The organism is Methylobacterium sp. 1030, assembly GCF_040544715.1.
Lineage (GTDB): Bacteria > Pseudomonadota > Alphaproteobacteria > Rhizobiales > Beijerinckiaceae > Methylobacterium.
The window spans coordinates 22,210-38,187 of sequence record NZ_JBEPKM010000015.1 but is presented as its reverse complement, the minus strand read 5'-3'; the positions used below and the strand labels follow the sequence as shown (position 1 = coordinate 38,187).

Annotated in this window: 13 protein-coding genes; 8 read left to right on the top strand and 5 right to left on the bottom strand. The window is 72.6% G+C overall.

Annotated features, from left to right (window positions below; all coding sequences use genetic code 11):
* The first annotated feature begins 252 nt into the window (after positions 1-252).
* The 7 genes from ABIC30_RS21450 to ABIC30_RS21420 all read left to right on the top strand — a co-directional run bounded on the left by ABIC30_RS21450 (position 253) and on the right by ABIC30_RS21420 (position 7,585).
* On the top strand, positions 253-495 hold the full coding sequence (locus ABIC30_RS21450) for a hypothetical protein (protein WP_100253618.1): 243 nt from the start codon (positions 253-255) through the stop codon (positions 493-495).
* A gap of 366 nt (positions 496-861) precedes the next feature.
* Positions 862-2,085: a metallophosphoesterase family protein gene (locus ABIC30_RS21445; RefSeq protein ID WP_234081590.1), complete on the top strand. Its 1,224-nt coding sequence runs from the start codon at positions 862-864 to the stop codon at positions 2,083-2,085.
* A gap of 67 nt (positions 2,086-2,152) precedes the next feature.
* The gene (locus ABIC30_RS21440; RefSeq protein WP_091928587.1) at positions 2,153-3,421 is read left to right on the top strand and encodes an arsenic transporter; all 1,269 of its coding nucleotides are present in this window, start codon (positions 2,153-2,155) and stop codon (positions 3,419-3,421) included.
* A 34-nt stretch (positions 3,422-3,455) separates the two neighbouring features.
* Positions 3,456-4,376, top strand: a complete 921-nt coding sequence (locus ABIC30_RS21435) for a DMT family transporter (protein WP_020096018.1) — start codon at positions 3,456-3,458, stop codon at positions 4,374-4,376.
* A 12-nt stretch (positions 4,377-4,388) separates the two neighbouring features.
* The gene (locus ABIC30_RS21430) at positions 4,389-5,786 is read left to right on the top strand and encodes a TAXI family TRAP transporter solute-binding subunit (RefSeq protein ID WP_043713328.1); all 1,398 of its coding nucleotides are present in this window, start codon (positions 4,389-4,391) and stop codon (positions 5,784-5,786) included.
* A gap of 1 nt (position 5,787) precedes the next feature.
* Entirely contained in the window at positions 5,788-7,233 is a 1,446-nt protein-coding gene (locus ABIC30_RS21425) for an adenylate/guanylate cyclase domain-containing protein (RefSeq protein ID WP_026605372.1), read from the top strand.
* Between the two features lie 112 nt (positions 7,234-7,345).
* Positions 7,346-7,585, top strand: a complete 240-nt coding sequence (locus ABIC30_RS21420) for a hypothetical protein (RefSeq protein ID WP_020096021.1) — start codon at positions 7,346-7,348, stop codon at positions 7,583-7,585.
* An 83-nt stretch (positions 7,586-7,668) separates the two neighbouring features.
* On the opposite strand, the gene ABIC30_RS21415 is transcribed toward ABIC30_RS21420, so the two are convergent.
* The 5 genes from ABIC30_RS21415 to ABIC30_RS21395 all read right to left on the bottom strand — a co-directional run bounded on the left by ABIC30_RS21415 (position 7,669) and on the right by ABIC30_RS21395 (position 13,673).
* Entirely contained in the window at positions 7,669-8,610 is a 942-nt protein-coding gene (locus ABIC30_RS21415) for a hydroxyacid dehydrogenase (RefSeq protein WP_020096022.1), read from the bottom strand.
* Between the two features lie 88 nt (positions 8,611-8,698).
* Positions 8,699-10,384, bottom strand: a complete 1,686-nt coding sequence (locus tag ABIC30_RS21410) for a putative bifunctional diguanylate cyclase/phosphodiesterase (protein ID WP_354456090.1) — start codon at positions 10,382-10,384, stop codon at positions 8,699-8,701.
* Positions 10,385-11,182: a hypothetical protein gene (locus tag ABIC30_RS21405; protein ID WP_020096024.1), complete on the bottom strand. Its 798-nt coding sequence runs from the start codon at positions 11,180-11,182 to the stop codon at positions 10,385-10,387.
* Positions 11,172-12,641: a cytochrome P450 gene (locus ABIC30_RS21400; protein ID WP_020096025.1), complete on the bottom strand. Its 1,470-nt coding sequence runs from the start codon at positions 12,639-12,641 to the stop codon at positions 11,172-11,174. The genes ABIC30_RS21405 and ABIC30_RS21400 overlap by 11 nt, the downstream gene beginning before the upstream one ends.
* A 168-nt stretch (positions 12,642-12,809) precedes the next feature.
* Positions 12,810-13,673 carry a S1 family peptidase gene (locus tag ABIC30_RS21395; protein ID WP_020096026.1) on the bottom strand — a complete coding sequence of 288 codons (864 nt, stop codon included), beginning with the start codon at positions 13,671-13,673 and terminating at the stop codon, positions 12,810-12,812.
* Positions 13,674-14,054: 381 nt separating this feature from the next.
* Between ABIC30_RS21395 and ABIC30_RS21390 the strand changes: the two genes are divergently transcribed.
* Complete coding sequence (locus tag ABIC30_RS21390; RefSeq protein WP_026605374.1) at positions 14,055-15,938, top strand: methanol/ethanol family PQQ-dependent dehydrogenase; 1,884 nt, start codon at positions 14,055-14,057, stop codon at positions 15,936-15,938.
* The last annotated feature ends 40 nt before the right edge of the window (positions 15,939-15,978 follow it).

The following is a 15,978-nucleotide window of genomic DNA, read 5'->3' as shown; positions in this document are numbered from 1 at the left end:
CCGCGCGCGCGGTCCGGCCCCGGGGACGGGGCGCGGCGCCCGGGCGGATCCCGGTCGCCCGGACCGGTCGCCGAATACAGGTCGGTCCGGCGGGCGGAGCGCCGGAACAAGCCTTGTCGGATCGGATTGAACCTGCGATTATCCAGTCATCGCAACGGCTTAGTGAAGATCATGCTCTTCCGCGAGCACTCCGCGAACGAAACCTTCTCCCCCATCCTCGATCCGGGGGATGAGCCTTCCCGGGTCGCGGAGATGCCCCGCCGCCCGGTCCCCGAGGCCTGGTCCGGCGTTGCCGCGCCGGCCCTCGCCCCGGGCGACGAGGTGGTGTTCGACCGGCTCGACCTCGCCGAGATCCTCGGGATCTGGCGCCATGCCCGCGGCCGGGTCGTGGGGCTCCACCGCCCGTGGGGCGCGGCCGCCACCGTGGACGTGCAGTTCGAGGGACACGAGACCCTGGAACGCTACCTGCCGGATCTGTTCCGGCGCGTGCACTGAGGCGCGCCGCAAACCCGCCGGCCGGCGGAGTCATTGGCTGACCCCGGGCTGACCCCGGGCTGACCCCGGGCTGACCCCGGGCTGACCCCGGGCTGACCTTGCGCCGACATCGCCCGGATCTGTCGGCTGAGAGGACAGCGAGTGTCTGTTTTCACGACACTTCGCGGCGCAGGGCACGGATCGGGCCCGCGCTCACGAAAATGTAGGGCCCCACCGGCGCGCGTCTCCCCCCGGGGCCGGAACCCCGCCGGCTCCGAAACGTCGGGCCGGTCGCGACCACCGCGGCCGATCTCCCGGCCGGGGCGGACGGGCCTGTCCGGGGGGCACGATGGCTCAGGAAAACCACAGACGGCGCGCGGGCGCGCCATGACGGCGAGCCACGGCGTGTTCGCCTTCGCGCATATCGGCGACCTGCATCTCGAGCGGGGCTCCGACCCCCACGCCGCCGACCTGCGGGCGATGCTCGCCGAGGTGGCGGGGCTGCACCGACACGATCTCCTCGACTTCGTCTACATCCCCGGCGACCTCGCCGAGGACGGGCGGGCGGAGCAGTACGCGGTCCTGCGCGAGGCCCTGGACCGGCACCCGGACCTGCCGGTGCGCCTGATCGCCGGCGACCACGACCGCCAGCACGGCACGATGGCGGATTTCGACGCCCTGTTCGCCGCGGTCGCGGGCAGCCCGCGCGGCGGCGGCCACGCGGCGCGGCGCCACGACCTGCCGCGCCCGCGCGACCCCGTCTCGGTGACGCACTACTACTTCGCCGAGACCTGGGCCGGCGTGCGCTGCCTGTTCCTCGACATGGTCAGCCCCGGCTACGGCCAGAAGGGCTTCGGCCTCGATTTCCGCCTCGGCCCCCACCAGCTCGCGTGGCTCGGCGAGGAGCTGGCCCGGGCCGAGCGGGAGGGCCAGCCCTGCGCGGTCTTCGCCCACACCTACCCGGACGACCTCTGCGTGCCCGACGAGCGGGCGGCGCTCGCCGGCCTGATCCGCCACTACGGCGTCCGCCTCGTCGAGATGGGCCACACCCACTACAACGAGCTCGCCCCGGACGGGCGCACCCTCTACGCCGCGGCCCGCTCGGTCGGCCAGAACGAGGACGGCTCGGTCGGCTACGCGGTCGCGGCGATCGACGGGCCGGTCGCGAGCTGGCGGTTCAAGCCCCTCGACCGGGCACTGCCCTTCGTGATGGTCACGAGCCCCGCCGACCGGCGCCTCGCCACGGCGCCCCTCGACGCCGCCGACGGCACGGTCTCGGTGCGCGCCCTCGTGCTGTCGGACCGGCCGCGGGCCGCGTGGCGCTGTCACCTGCGCGTCGATGGCGGCCCGGCCCACCCGATGGTGCCGGACGGCCCCCGGACGGTCCACGCCCGCATCCCCTGGCGGGACGGCGCGCGCCGCCTCGCCGTCACGGTCGCGGACGGCACCGGCCACACCGACACCGAGGTGATCGAGCCCGTGGACCGGAGCTTCGTGCCGCCGCCCGCGCACGAGCGGCCCGGCAGCGACGCGTTCCGCCTGCCGGCCTGGCCCGAGAAGGGGCTCCGGGGCGACCAGCTCGGGCCGAACCGCAACGGCCGGCACTGGTAGCCGGTCCCGCCCGAATCGCGGCACACCGCACCGCACGATCCACCCCACCAGAGGACCACCGCAACCGATGGGCGCGCTGACGCTGACCCCCAACATCGCGACCTGGACGATCGCTGCCCTCGCGACCCTCGGCGTCATCCTGCGGCCGTTCGCGTGGCCGGAGGCGATCTGGGCCGTGCTCGGGGCCGGCGCCCTCGTGGCCCTCGGCCTGCTCGCCCCCGCCACCGCCTGGGACGGCGTGCTGAAGGGGACCGACGTCTACCTGTTCCTCGTCGGCATGATGCTGATGTCGGAGGTGGCCCGGAAGGAGGGCCTGTTCGACTGGCTCGCCTCGATCGCCGTGCGCGCCGCCAAGGGCTCGGCGACCCGGCTGTTCACCCTCGTGTACCTCGTCGGCACCGTCGTCACGGTGTTCCTGTCGAACGACGCCTGCGCGGTGGTGCTCACGCCCGCCGTCTACGCGGCCACCAAGGCAGCCAAGGTGGAGAACCCCCTCCCCTACCTGTTCATCTGCGCCTTCATCGCCAACGCGGCGAGCTTCGTGCTGCCGATCTCGAACCCGGCCAACCTCGTGGTCTTCGCCGAGCACATGCCGCCGCTGGTGCGCTGGCTCGGCCTGTTCGCCCTGCCCTCGCTGCTGGCCATCGCGACGACCTACGCGGTGCTGCGGCTGACACAGGCGAAGACCCTGCGCGGGCAGGAGGTCGCCACCGACGTCGAGGCTGTGCCACTGTCCCGCACCGGCCTCGTGGCGGGGATCGGCATCGTGGCGACCGGCGGCGTGCTGATCGCGGCTTCCGCGCTCGGCCTCGACCTCGGCCTGCCCACCTTCGTGGCCGGGCTCGCCACCACGATCGTCGTGCTGCTCCTCAAGCGCGGCGGCCTCGTCGAGGTGGCCAAGGACGTGTCGTGGAGCGTGCTGCCGCTGGTGGCCGGGCTGTTCGTCCTCGTGGAGGCCCTGGAGAAGACCGGCGTCCTGGCGATGCTGGCGGACCTCCTCAAGGGCTACGCCCACGCCGCCCCGGAGGCCACCGCCTGGGGGGCGGGCGGCCTCGTCGCGGTGCTGTGCAACCTCGTCAACAACCTGCCGGCCGGGCTGATCGCGGGCGCCGCGGTCCAGACCGCCCACGTGCCCGAGAAGGTGGCGGGCGCGATCCTGATCGGCGTCGATCTCGGGCCGAACCTGTCGGTGACGGGCTCGCTCGCCACGATCCTCTGGCTGACCGCCATCCGCCGCGAGGGCCAGGATGTCGGCGCCTGGACCTTCCTCAAGCTCGGCCTGCTGGTGATGCCGCCGGCCCTCGCGCTGGCGCTCGCTGGCCTGCTCCTCGTCTGACCCTCCCTCCCCGCAAACCCGAAGGTCCGCGCGCGTGACGGCTGCCCTCCTCTATCCCTTCATCCTGGTGGCGGGCGCGCTGCAGGCGATCGGCAATGCCATGAACGCGCAGCTGCGCGGCCGCATGGTCAATCCGTGGCTCGCCGCGACGGTGTCGTTCCTGCCGATCGTCTTCGTGTTCACGACCCTGTTCCTCACGATGCCGACGCCGCTGCCGAGCCTCGACTCCCTGGGCAAGATGCCCTGGTACGCGCCCCTCGGAGGCTTGGCCGGCGCGGTCGCGGTGTTCGGCGGCCTCGCCTTCATCGACAAGGTCGGCGCCGGGCCGTTCAACGGCCTGACGCTCACCGCCAACATCCTCACCTCCCTGGCGATGGACGCGCTCGGCCTGTTCGGCCTGCAGGCGGCGGGCTTCAAGCCGATGCCCTGGCTCGGCGGCCTGCTGATGGCGGTGGGCGTCACCTTCATCGCGCGCTCGGGCGGCAAGAGCGACGGCGGCGGCTCGGGGGTCGGCGGCAAGCTGCTCTACCCGTTCATCCTCGTGGCCGGCGCCCTGATGGCGATCGGCGTGGTGTGGAACGCGCAGCTCCGCGGCGCCCTGGAGAATCCCTGGCTCGCCGCGACGGTGTCGTTCGTGCCGGTCGTGTTCGTGTTCGCGCTGATGTTCCTGCTGCGGCCGTCGCCGCTGCCGACCCGCGACGACGTCGCGGGCGTCCGCTGGTGGATGCCCCTCGCCGGCCTCACCGGGGCGGTCGCGGTCTTCGCCGGACTGCTCTTCGTCGACAAGGTCGGGGCCGGCGCCTTCAACGGCCTGCTCATCACCGCCAACCTCCTGACCTCGGTGGCGCTCGATCATTTCGGCTGGTTCGGCATGAAGCGGGTCAAGGCCGGCCCGCCGCGCCTGATCGGCGCCGCCCTGATGGTCGGCGGCATCGTGCTGATCTCGCTGTTCTGAGTGGCCGGGGCGATGTGGACCCTCCCCGCCTGGATCCTGCGCCGGGAGACCCTGCTCCTGGCCGGGGCCGCCCTCCTGGGCGCGGGCGGGGTCGCGGCGTGGTACCTGCTCCAGGCGACGGTGCTCACCATCGCGGTCGCTCCCCGGGACGGGACCGAGCCCGGCCTGATCAAGGCCTACGCAGACGCGCTCGAGGCCGCGCACGAGAATGTCCGGCTGAAGATCCTGTCCTTCGACGACGTGCGCGAGAGCGCCGCCGCCCTGCAGGACGGGCGCGCCGACCTCGCGGTGGTCCGCCCCGACGTGCTCCTGCCGACGAACGGCCTGACCCTGGCGATCCTGCGCGACCAGGCGATGGTCATCGCCTCGCCCGAGCAGGCCGGGATCACCAGCTTCCCGAAGCTCGCCGGCAAGCGGCTCGGCATCGCGGCGCACCGGGACGCCGATCTCTGGCTGCTCCGGAACCTCCTCGGCTATTACGGGCTCACCCTGGAGGAGGCCGCCGGCCCGGCCCGGGACTCGACGGTCCTGCTGGTCCCGGTCGACCAGGAGGCGGTGGCCGGCGCCTTCCGCGAGAGGCGGATCGACGCCTTCGTCAGCATCATCGCGCCCTCGGCGCCGAAGGCGCTGGCCCTGGTCTCGGCCGTGCAGGGCGTCGCCCGCGGCGGCAAGGTGGCGTTCGTCGCCGTGGAGGATGACGGCGCGGTGATCGAGCGCTTCCCGCGGCTCCAGGCGGTCACCGTCCCGGGCGGCCTGTTCGGCGGCCGCCCGAAGCTGCCGGCCGACGACGTGAAGACGGTGGGCGCCTCGTACCGGCTGATGGCCCGGGCTTCCTTAAGCCGCGTCGTGGCGGCCGACGTGACCCAGCAGCTCTTCGAGAAGCGCGGCGCCGCCGCCCTGGCGACGGACGCCGCCGAGTACGTCCAGGCCCCGGCCTACGACACGACCGTGGCGGCCACCAGCGCCCGCATCCCGATCCATCCGGGGGCGATCGACTATTACGAGCGCGACCAGCACGGCTTCATCGAGCGCTACGGCGACACGCTCTACCTCCTCGGCGCGCTGGTGGGCGGCCTCGTCTCGGTGCTGGCCTGGATCCGGCAGCGCCTCGCCAGCCTGCGCCGCGAGCGCATCGACGAGCTCCTGGACCGGCTCCTGGAGATCGCCGGGCAGGCCCGGGCGCTGCGCGACCCGGCGGCGATCGAGGCGCTCACCGTCGAGGTCGACGCGCTGGCCATGGACGTCGTCCGCTACGCCCGCGAGCGGGAGCCGGACACCCGCACCATGTCGGCGGCGTCCGTCGCGATCGACACGGCGCGGGCGACCATCGCGGATTGCCGGGCGCGGGCGGCCGAGGACGGGGGGCGGACCGGGCGGCCCGTCCGGCTGCACGGCGCGGGCGGGGCCTGACATGTCCGTCCCAGCGCCCGCGCCCGCCACCGTGCCCGCCACCGCAACAGAATCGGACCGGAGCGACGCCGCGCCGGACGCCGCCTCGGTCAGGGCGCGTGTCGGCGCGCGCGTGGGCGCGCGGGTGCAGCGATCCCTGCGCTCGCGCACCGTGACCTGGATGACGGTGGGGTTCGCCACGATCCTGGTGATGACCGCCATCGCGCTCGGCGCCTTCGTGTACCAGCAGCGCGGCGTCGACGCCGTGCGCCACACCGTGGCGGTGGACGGGCGCCTCGCCCGGGTCCTGTCGGCGGTGCAGGACGCCGAGACCGGCCAGCGCGGCTACCTGCTCACCGGCGACGAGGCCTTCCTGCTGCCCTTCACCGAGGGGCGGCTGAACGTCGACCAGCAGCTCGATCTCCTGCGCGACCTCGTCCAGGACGATCCCGACCAGCGGGGCGACCTCGACACCCTGGCCGGGCTGATCCGCCGGAAGCTCGACGAGCTCGGCGCCAGCGTCGCCCTCATGCGCGCCGGCGACGGCGCGGCGGCCCGCGCCTCCGTGGCGGACGGGCGCGGCAAGCAGGTGATGGACGCGATCCGCGACCGGGTGCGCCGCATGGAGGCGCACGAGGCGCGGCGGATGGAGCGGCGGCAGGCGACGGTGTCGCGGATCGCCCTGGCCATCTGGGTCATGGTCGGGGCCCTGGCGGTGCTGTTCGTGCTGTTCGCCGTGTCGGCCCTGCGGGAGGCGACCCGGCGCAACCGGCTGTCGCGGTTCCTGCCGCAGGAGCTGGTCCTGCGGCTCGCCGACGGCGACGGGAGCCTGAAGGCCGGCCGCCGCCAGCAGGCCGCCATCGTGTTCGTCGACATGCGCGGCTCGACCACCCTGGCCGAGAGCCTGGATCCGCACCGGCTCTCCGAGTTCCTGTCCGCCTTCCGGCGGCGGGTGACGCGCCTCGCCCGCCTGCGGGGCGGCGTGGTCGACAAGTTCATCGGCGACGGCGCCCTGGTGGTGTTCGGTCTGCCCGAGCCCCGGCCCGACGACGCGGCCCGCGCCCTCGCCTTCGCGCAGGACCTCGTCGCGGTGATCGCCCGCTGGACCGACAGGGCCGCACCCGCGCAGGCCGTGCGCATCGGTGTCGGCGTCCATTACGGCGAGGTGTTCTGCGGGATCATCGGCGAGGAGGCGCGCTACGAGTTCACCGTGCTGGGCGACGCCGTCAACGTCGCCGCCCGCCTCGAGCAGGCGACCAAGCTCCACGGCGTCCCGATCCTGGTCTCGGAGGCCGCGCGGCGGGCCGCGGGGGCGCCGGCCGAGGCGTGGCGCGAAGTCAGTCGCGAGCCCCTGCGGGGGCGCCGCGAGCGCATGGCCTACCACACGCCCGCCGCCCCGGGAGCGGGCGGCCCCGGCCCCCGCCGGGAAGAAGATATCGCGTTTCCGGCGGTCGAACCGGCCCTCTGAGAAGAACCTGCCTGTCGTGGGGATCGAATGGAGAACAAGCATCTCCGTGCGCAGCGAAATTCGAAAGACGTGTCCATTGCGAACGGACCTGCCGAGCGCGACATTCGGCACCATGCGCAGCGCCTCTGAAAACCAGTCGCCGGCCTTCGATCCGTTCGGCGAGCCCGTCGCCGACGGCGTCGCCGGCGCCTGCCCGGCCACCTCGACCGGCGACCGCACGGCGCGGCGCGTCGGCGGTGCGGTGTTCTGGACGCTGGCGCTCGCGATCCTGGCCGGCCGCGTCTACGCCTACGATCTCCCGGCCGTGCAGGCCGTCGCCTCGCACGCTGCCCAGGTGCTCGCCCTGCGCTGAGCCTCCCGGTCGAGACCGTCGAAGGCGACCCGCGCGGCGCGCAGGTTGCCGTCGATGTGCAGCCGCGCGCGGGCCCTCCCGGTTCAGTCCCTCGTGAGGTGGCGGCGGACGGCCTGGGCCGTGACGGCGGAGACGCGCACGTTCGACTCCTGCGTCACCCCGGCGATGTGCGGCGTGAGGACCAGGTTCGGCACGTCGGCGAAGACGGCGCCCGCCGCCGCGTCGAGGGGTTCGCGGTCGAACACGTCCAGCGCCGCGCCGCCGAGATGGCTGGACCGTAGGGCTTGCGCCACGGCGGCCTCGTCCACCACCCCGCCCCGGGCCGCGTTGATCAGGATCGCGCCCTTCGGCATCCGCGCCAGCACCGCCGCGTCGATCAGTCCGCGGGTCTGATCGGTGAGCGGCACGTGCAGCGAGAGCACGTCGCTCTGCGCGATCAGCGCGTCGAGCGCCTGGCTCTGCACGGGGCCGTAGGCCGGGTTCCAGGCAGGGTCGTCCGCGGCCACGAAGGGGTCGTGGGCGGCGACCGTCATGCCGAGGGCCGCCGCCCTCCGGGCAGTCTCGCGGGCGATCGACCCGAAGCCGACGAGGCCGAGGCGCTTGCCGGCGATCTCGCGGCCCATCAGGGCGTTGCGCGGCCACGTCCCGGCCGCCACGCGGGCCGTGGCCCCGTAGGCGCCGCGCAGGAGCAGCAGCGCGGTGGCGACCACGTACTCGGCGACCGCGCCGTCGTTGGCGCCGGTGGCCGGGTAGACCGCGATGCCCCGGTCCCGGCAGGCTGGGACGTCGATGTTGTCGAGGCCGACGCCGAGGCGGCCCACCACCTTGAGGTCGCGGGCGGCGTCGAGCAGGGGGCCGCGGACCTGGGTCCGGTTGCGCACGATCAGGGCGTCGGCCCGGGCCACGGCGGCGGCGAGGTCCCCGGGCCGGTCGACGAGGCCAGGATCGTACTGCACGTCGAGGCCGGCGAGCTCGGCCGCGATCGCGGCCTCGTCCATGAACTCGCTGATGACGACCTTGGGCATGGCGCGCCTGTGTCCCGGTTCCGCGTGATCGTCTCCCGCTAGAGCCGTTCCGGCCCGCGTGGCAACCCGGATCCGGGCTCGCCCGCCCTCAGGCGACCGCGCGGACCGCCCGCTCGGTCGGGAGCGCCCGCCGGGGCAGGCTCTCGATCAGGCCGGGGATCTCCTCGGGCGGCCGGGCCGGGCTGTACAGGAAGCCCTGCGCGCTGTTGCAGCGCCGCAGCCGGAGCAGCTCGGCCTGCTGCTCGGTCTCGACGCCCTCCACGGTGACGTCGATGCGCAGGTCGCGGGCGATGACCATGATCGCCTCGATCACCGTCAGGCATTCGGGGCGGCTGCTCAGGTCGCGCACGAAGGCGCGGTCGATCTTGATCTTGTCGACCGGGAACTGCGTCAGGTAGCTCAGCGAGGAGTAGCCCGTCCCGAAATCGTCGAGGGCGATCCGCACGCCGAGCGCCCGCAGGGAGCGGAGATTGTCCAGCACGTGCGGCGTGTTGGCCAGGAAGATCGACTCGGTGATCTCGATCTCCAGGCGGTCCGCCGCGAGGCCGGTCTCGCCCAGCACCGCCGCGACGTCGGCGAAGAAGTCGGGCCGGCGGAAATGGACCGACGAGATGTTGACGGCGACGCGCAGGCGCACCGGCCAGGTCAGCGCCTCCGCGCAGGCCCGCCGCAGGGCCCAGCGCCCGATCGCGAGGATGAAGCCCGTTCCCTCGGCGATCGGGATCAGCTCGGCGGGCGAGACGGGGCCGAGACCGGGCCGGGTCCAGCGGAGCAGCGCCTCGCAGCCGACCACTTGGCCGTCCTGCAGGCTGACCAAAGGCTGGTAGTGCAGCGCCATCTCGCCGTCGGCGAGGGCCTGGCGCATCGCCTCGTCGAGTTCGTGCCGGCGCTGGACGCGCACGTCCAGGTCGCGGTCGAAGCCCCGCCAGCGCCCCTTGCCGCCCTGCTTGGCGCTGTAGAGCGCCAGATCCGCCTTCCGGAGCAGGTCCTCGGGCTCGGTCGCGTCCGCGGGGGCGCAGGCGATCCCGACGCTGACGCCGATCTCCGCCCGGACGCCGTCGATGAGGTAGGGCTCGCGCAGGGTCGCGATCGTGGCCTCGGCCAGGGCCTGCGCGGCCGCGCCGTCCCGGCCGCGCTGCAGGATCGCGAACTCGTCGCCCCCGAGACGGAACGCCTGCGCGTCGGCCGGGAGCAGGGCGCGCAGGCGATCGGCGACCTGCCCCAGCAGGGCGTCGCCCGCGGCGTGGCCGATGCTGTCGTTGACGGTCTTGAAGCCGTCGAGGTCGAGGTAGAGCAGGCTGACCGTCGTGTCCGGGGCCGGTTGCGCGTTCTGCGGCGCGTTCTGCGCGGCGGCCGCGCAGGCCTCGGACGCGACGTCGTGGAACATGACCCGGTTCGACAGGTCGGTCATCGGGTCCCGGGTGGCCAGATAGGCGATGTGCGCCTCCGCCCGGCGGGCCTCGGTCACGTCGGAGCCGACGCCCCGGAACCCCGCGAAGCGCCCCTTCTGGTCGAGGAACGGCTTGCCGCTCAGCCGGAGCCAGCGCCGGCCGGCCGGCGTGTCGACGGCGATCAGGTGCTGGTGGAAGGCGACGCCCCGCCGGAGACGGTCCACGCGGTCGGCGCTCTGGTCGGCCTCGGGGGGCGCCTCCGCCCGGCCGGCGAGCAGCGCCGGGAACGAGGCGTGCTGGAGCCTCTGCACCGGGCAGGCCAGCACGTCCGCCATCCGGGTGGAGACGTGCTGGAACCGTCCGGTCCCGTCCGTCTCCCACAGTTAGTCGCTGGCATTCGCCTCGAAGGCGTTGAGCAGCAGCCCGATCGTCTCGCTCTGGTCCTCGACCCGCACGCGGTCGAGGATGCGCTGGCGCGACAGGCGGCTCATGCGGCTCACGCTCGTCACCACGAAGATCGCGTAGACGGCGAGCAGGAAGCCGATGCTGAGCGCGACTGGCTCCCCGGACCGGGCCAGCCCGACGAAGCTGCCGACGATGACCGGGACCGCGAACAGGTACGAGACCGACAGGAGCGGGCCGACCACGTAGGCGTCCGAGATCAGGCCGGCCACGATGGCGACGACGAGCAGCCGCGCGTCGCCGCCGGAGGGGGCGAACAGCACGACCGGCAGGGTCGCCCAGGCGAGGCCCAGGGCGAAGGCGAGGCCGGCGGAGATCCGGCAGCCCCACCGGACGGTGTGCGCCGAGGCGGTGTCGCCGTGAGTGCGCCAGTAGAGCCAGGTCGCGTAGGTCGCCGCCGTGATCAGCACCGCGACCACGGCGAGCAGGCCGAGGAGGTAGGTGTGCGAGGCCGAACCCCAGAAGAAGTACGCGACGGCCAGCGCGATGATCAGGTGCGTCACCGCCGAGTAGGTGGCGAGCTTCAGCGTCTCGTCGAGGAGCCCCGCCCGCACCTGCAGGCGGTAGCGGCTCGGCAGCGCGTCGTCGGCGTCGGGACCGAAGAGGCGGGCGAGCAGCGATCCCGGCCGGCGGTCCGGCCAGGTCCCCCGCCGCGCGCCCGGCCCGGTCGCGCCCGCGGAGATCTCGGGCGACACCTCGGGCGACATCTCAGGCGGCATGGGCCGCCCCCTGCTCGGCCCCGTGCTCGGCCCCGTGCCCGTCCCCCTGCCCGGCCCCGTGGCGGGGCGCGACCCTCATGGTCAGGCCGCCCCTGGGCCGCAGGGTCACGCGGAACTGCGCCGCCGGCATCTCCGCCGTCACCGGCCGGAGGCGGAAGGCGGGCAGCAGCGTCGCCAGGACGACGAGGCACTCGGTCAGGGCGAGGCCCATGCCGATGCAGACCCGCGGGCCGGCGCCGAACGGCAGGTAGGCGTAGCGGTCGCGCGCGGCGGCCCGCTCCGGCGCGAAGCGGCCCGGGTCGAACGCCTCCGGACTTTCCCAGAGCAGCGCGTGCCGGTGCAGGGCGTAAACCGGCACGTGGACCGACTGCCCGGCCGGCACGACCGTGTCCCCGAGCCGGACCGGGGCCCGCGTCCGCCGCACGATCAGCGGGGCCGGCGGATAGAGGCGCATCACCTCGAGGAGCACCTGACGCGTGTAGGGGAGCCGGTCCACGGAACCGGGATCGGACTCCGGATCGGCGCCGAGGCGCGCCATCTCGGCGACGACGCGCTCCTCCACCTCCGGGTGCTCGGCCAGGACCCGGAAGGTCCAGGCCAGCGCCAGGGCGGTGGTCTCGTGGCCGGCGGACACGAAGGTCAGCAGGTTGTCGACGAGGCTCGCCTCGGTGAGCGGCGCGCCGGTCTCCGGGTCCCGCGCCTGCAGCAGGAGGCCGAGGAGGTCGGAGCCGGGCTCGCCGCGGGCCCGGCGGCGCGCGATCGTGCGGGCGACCTCGCCGCGCAGGTAGCGCACCGCCTCCGCCCCGGCCCGGGACCCCGGATGCGGGATCCAGGCCGGCGCCCGCAGCATCTCCAGGGCGATCTTCCAGCTGGTCTGGCCGAGATAGGCGTCCATCGCGGCCCCGAAGGGCCCGACCTCCAGGTAGGGATCGCCCGACACCATCGTGGCGACGATGACGTCGAACGTCGTGCGCATCATCTCGCGCAGGATGTCCCGCTCGCTCCCGGCGGGATCGGCGTCGCGCCAGCGCGCCCGCGTCGCCGCGGCGGCCCGGGCCATGGCCGGCACGAAGCTCCGGACCCGGTCCGGGCGGAACATCGGGGTCGCGGTCCTGCGCTGACGCCGCCAGTGGTCCCCGTCCGCGGTGAGGACCCCCGCGCCGAGGGCCGGGGCCAGCGCCCGCAGCATGAAGGGTTCCCGCTCCAGCGCCTCGGCCTGGTCGACCATCAGGCTGCGGATGTGGCCGGGATCGCAGACGTAGGTGGTCCGCTGGCCGAGGAAGCGGGTGGTCACCAGGGGTTGTGTGTAGATCTGCCGGGGCCAGGCCTCGATCAGGCTGCCCAGCATCGTGACGAGCACGGATGGCAGCGCGACCGCCTCGGCCACGCCCTCTGCCACGGCCGCCGCGAACGGCGGCCGTCCCGGCGCGCAGACCCTGAACGTTCCGACAGCGGGCATACCGGCTCCCTCGCGGGACCAGATTCGAGGTTCAACGTTAAGTTTTGGCTTGCCGCCGCGGCGCCGTCGAGCGCTTCCCCCGGCGCCGGGGCGGAAAACGCCGCCTTGCTTACCGGGAGCTTACCGGATTCCCGGGGAGGCGCCGCGGACACCCGGGGGCGGCCCGCCCTAGCGGTCCCGGGTCGCGCGGGCCTGAGCCTCGAGGGCCTCGTGGAGCCGGCCCTCGATCAGCAGGGCCGAGCCGTAGTGGAACTCGATGTCGAAGGCGTGGCGCTGGTTCATCGAGAGCGACGCGCTCTGCATCGCGATGAGATGGCCCTCCGCGTCGAACAGGCCCGAGCCCGATCCGCCGTAGCCGTCGTTGCAATCGTGGCGGGCGCGGCGGATCGCGCCCTCGCTCGGCGGATCGATCCGCCGGACGGCGCAGGATTCCCGGCTGCTCTGCCCCCGGTAGTTCTCGTGCCCGGCCGGTGAGACCATCGTCACCGGGAGCGTCAGGTCGCCGGTCGGAAGGGTGGGCGGGTCCGGGATCGGCTGCGGCCGCGCCTCGGCCGGCTCGGCGAGGCGCAGCAGCGCCCAGTCGTCGGTGATGTGCAGGCGCCGCGCCTCGGGCTCGACGCCGAGTTCCAGGATCTCGGGCACGAAGGCGTAGTTCCGACCTGCTATCTGAAAGTAGCAGTCGGCGACGTTTCGCGTAACCTCCAGTTGTCGATTGCGGAAATTGTGCGCGTTCATCAGCACGAGGGACCGGCTCCCGATCAGCCACGCGGCGGCGGCCTTCTGGGGAATCCCGTCCGGGCGCCGGCACCACAGGACGCCCGCGCCGGGAAAGCGCTCCAGGTCGGCCCCCGTCAGCTCGCGCCGCCCGTCCTGCTGGTAGAGCGCCGCGAGACGGCGTTCCCCGCCGGTCCCGGCCGCCAGGGCCGCAGGCGCCAAGGTCGCGGGTGCCAGGATCGCAGGCGCCAGGGCGAGAGCCGCCCAGCAGGCGGCCAGCGCCGGAGAGCGGGCCGCGCAGCCCGTGACATGACCCATGGCGTCCTCCCGGGACGGGTCGGCGGCCGGCTCCGGGCCCGCACGCCCGCGTATCGTTCCCACCTGTCTGGCCCACCTGTCTGGGATGGCGGCCGGCTCTCGGTCAAGGTCTCCGTGATCTTACCAGATCTCCGGTGTTCTTTTGCCAAATCATCCCGAAAAGAAATGTTTCGTTTTGCAAAGACACGCATTACAAGCCGTGCGAATAATCAAGTGGCGCACAACGATAATAAGTCTTTCATAAGCTCAGCGAATACTGGAAATAGCCCGGTTATCGCGACGCTGGAGGCGGGTTTGTCGGTGAAAGTCGTGTCGCCATCGAATCAACACCACGATGACTGCGAGGCCAAACGGCGTGGCAGTCCGGCGAGGAGACGCAGGATGATCAGGCTCCGGAATTCCGTCTCGGCATTGGCGATCATGGCGCTCGCGCCGGTCGCCATGGCGGGCGTGGCGCAGGCCAACGACAAGCTCGTCGAGAAATCGAAGAGCGACGAGAACTGGGTGATGCCCGGTAAGAACTACGACTCGAACAATTACAGCGACCTGACGCAGATCAACAAGAGCAACGTCAAGCAGCTCAAGCCGTCCTGGACGTTCTCCACCGGCCTGCTCAACGGCCACGAGGGCGCGCCGCTCGTCGTCGACGGCGTCATGTACATCCACACCTCGTTCCCCAACAACACCTTCGCCCTCGGCCTCGACGATCCGGGCAAGATCCTGTGGCAGGACAAGCCCAAGCAGAACCCGGCCGCGCGCTCGGTGGCCTGCTGCGATCTCGTGAACCGCGGCCTCGCCTACTGGCCCGGCGACGGCAAGACCCCGGCGCTGATCCTCAAGACCCAGCTCGACGGCAACGTCGCCGCCCTCAACGCCCAGACCGGCGAGACGGTGTGGAAGGTCGAGAACTCCGACATCAAGGTCGGCTCGACCCTCACGATCGCCCCCTACGTGGTGAAGGACAAGGTGATCATCGGCTCCTCGGGCGCCGAGCTCGGCGTGCGCGGCTACCTCACCGCCTACGACGTCAAGACCGGCGCGCAGGTCTGGCGCGCCTACGCCACCGGCCCGGACGAGGACCTGCTGCTCGCCAAGGACTTCAACATCCACAACGCCCATTACGGCCAGAAGGGCCTCGGCACCTCGACCTGGGAGGGCGACGCCTGGAAGATCGGCGGCGGCACCAACTGGGGCTGGTACGCCTACGATCCGGGCACCAACCTGATCTATTTCGGCACCGGCAACCCGGCGCCGTGGAACGAGACCATGCGTCCCGGCGACAACAAGTGGACGATGACGATCTTCGGCCGCGACGCCGACACCGGCGAGGCGAAGTTCGGCTACCAGAAGACGCCCCACGATGAGTGGGACTATGCCGGCGTCAACGTGATGATGCTGTCCGACCAGAAGGACAAGGACGGGAAGATGAGGAAGCTCCTCACCCACCCGGACCGCAACGGCATCGTCTACACCCTCGACCGGACGGACGGCACGTTGGTCTCGGCCAACAAGATCGACGACACCGTCAACGTGTTCAAGTCGGTGGACCTGAAGACCGGCACGCCGGTGCGCGATCCGGAATACGGCACCCGGATGGACCATCTCGCCAAGGACATCTGTCCCTCGGCGATGGGCTACCACAACCAGGGTCACGATTCCTACGACCCGAAGCGGCAAGCCTTCTACATGGGCATCAACCACATCTGCATGGATTGGGAGCCCTTCATGCTGCCCTACCGGGCGGGTCAGTTCTTCGTCGGTGCGACGCTGAACATGTATCCGGGCCCGAAGGGTGACCGGCAGAACTACGAGGGCCTCGGCCAGATCAAGAGCTACAACGCCATCACCGGCAAGTTCAACTGGGAGAAGATGGAGCGCTTCGCGGTCTGGGGCGGCACCACCGCCACCGCCGGCGACCTCGTCCTCTACGGGACGCTGGATGGCTTCATCAAGGCGCGCGACTCCGACAACGGCGACCTCCTCTGGAAGTTCAAGCTGCCGTCGGGCGCCATCGGCTACCCGATCACCTACACCCACAAGGGCACCCAGTACGTCGCCATCTACTACGGCGTCGGCGGCTGGCCGGGCGTGGGCCTGGTGTTCGACCTCGCCGACCCGACCGCCGGCCTCGGCGCGGTGGGCGCCTTCAAGAAGCTCGCCAACTACACCCAGATGGGCGGCGGCGTGATGGTGTTCTCGCTGGACGGCAAGGGCCCGTACGACGACCCGAACGTCGGCGAGTACGCGCAGCACGCCGCCAAGTAAGGGCCGCGCGGCAGGCCTCCGAGCGAGGCCCGCCCGACGA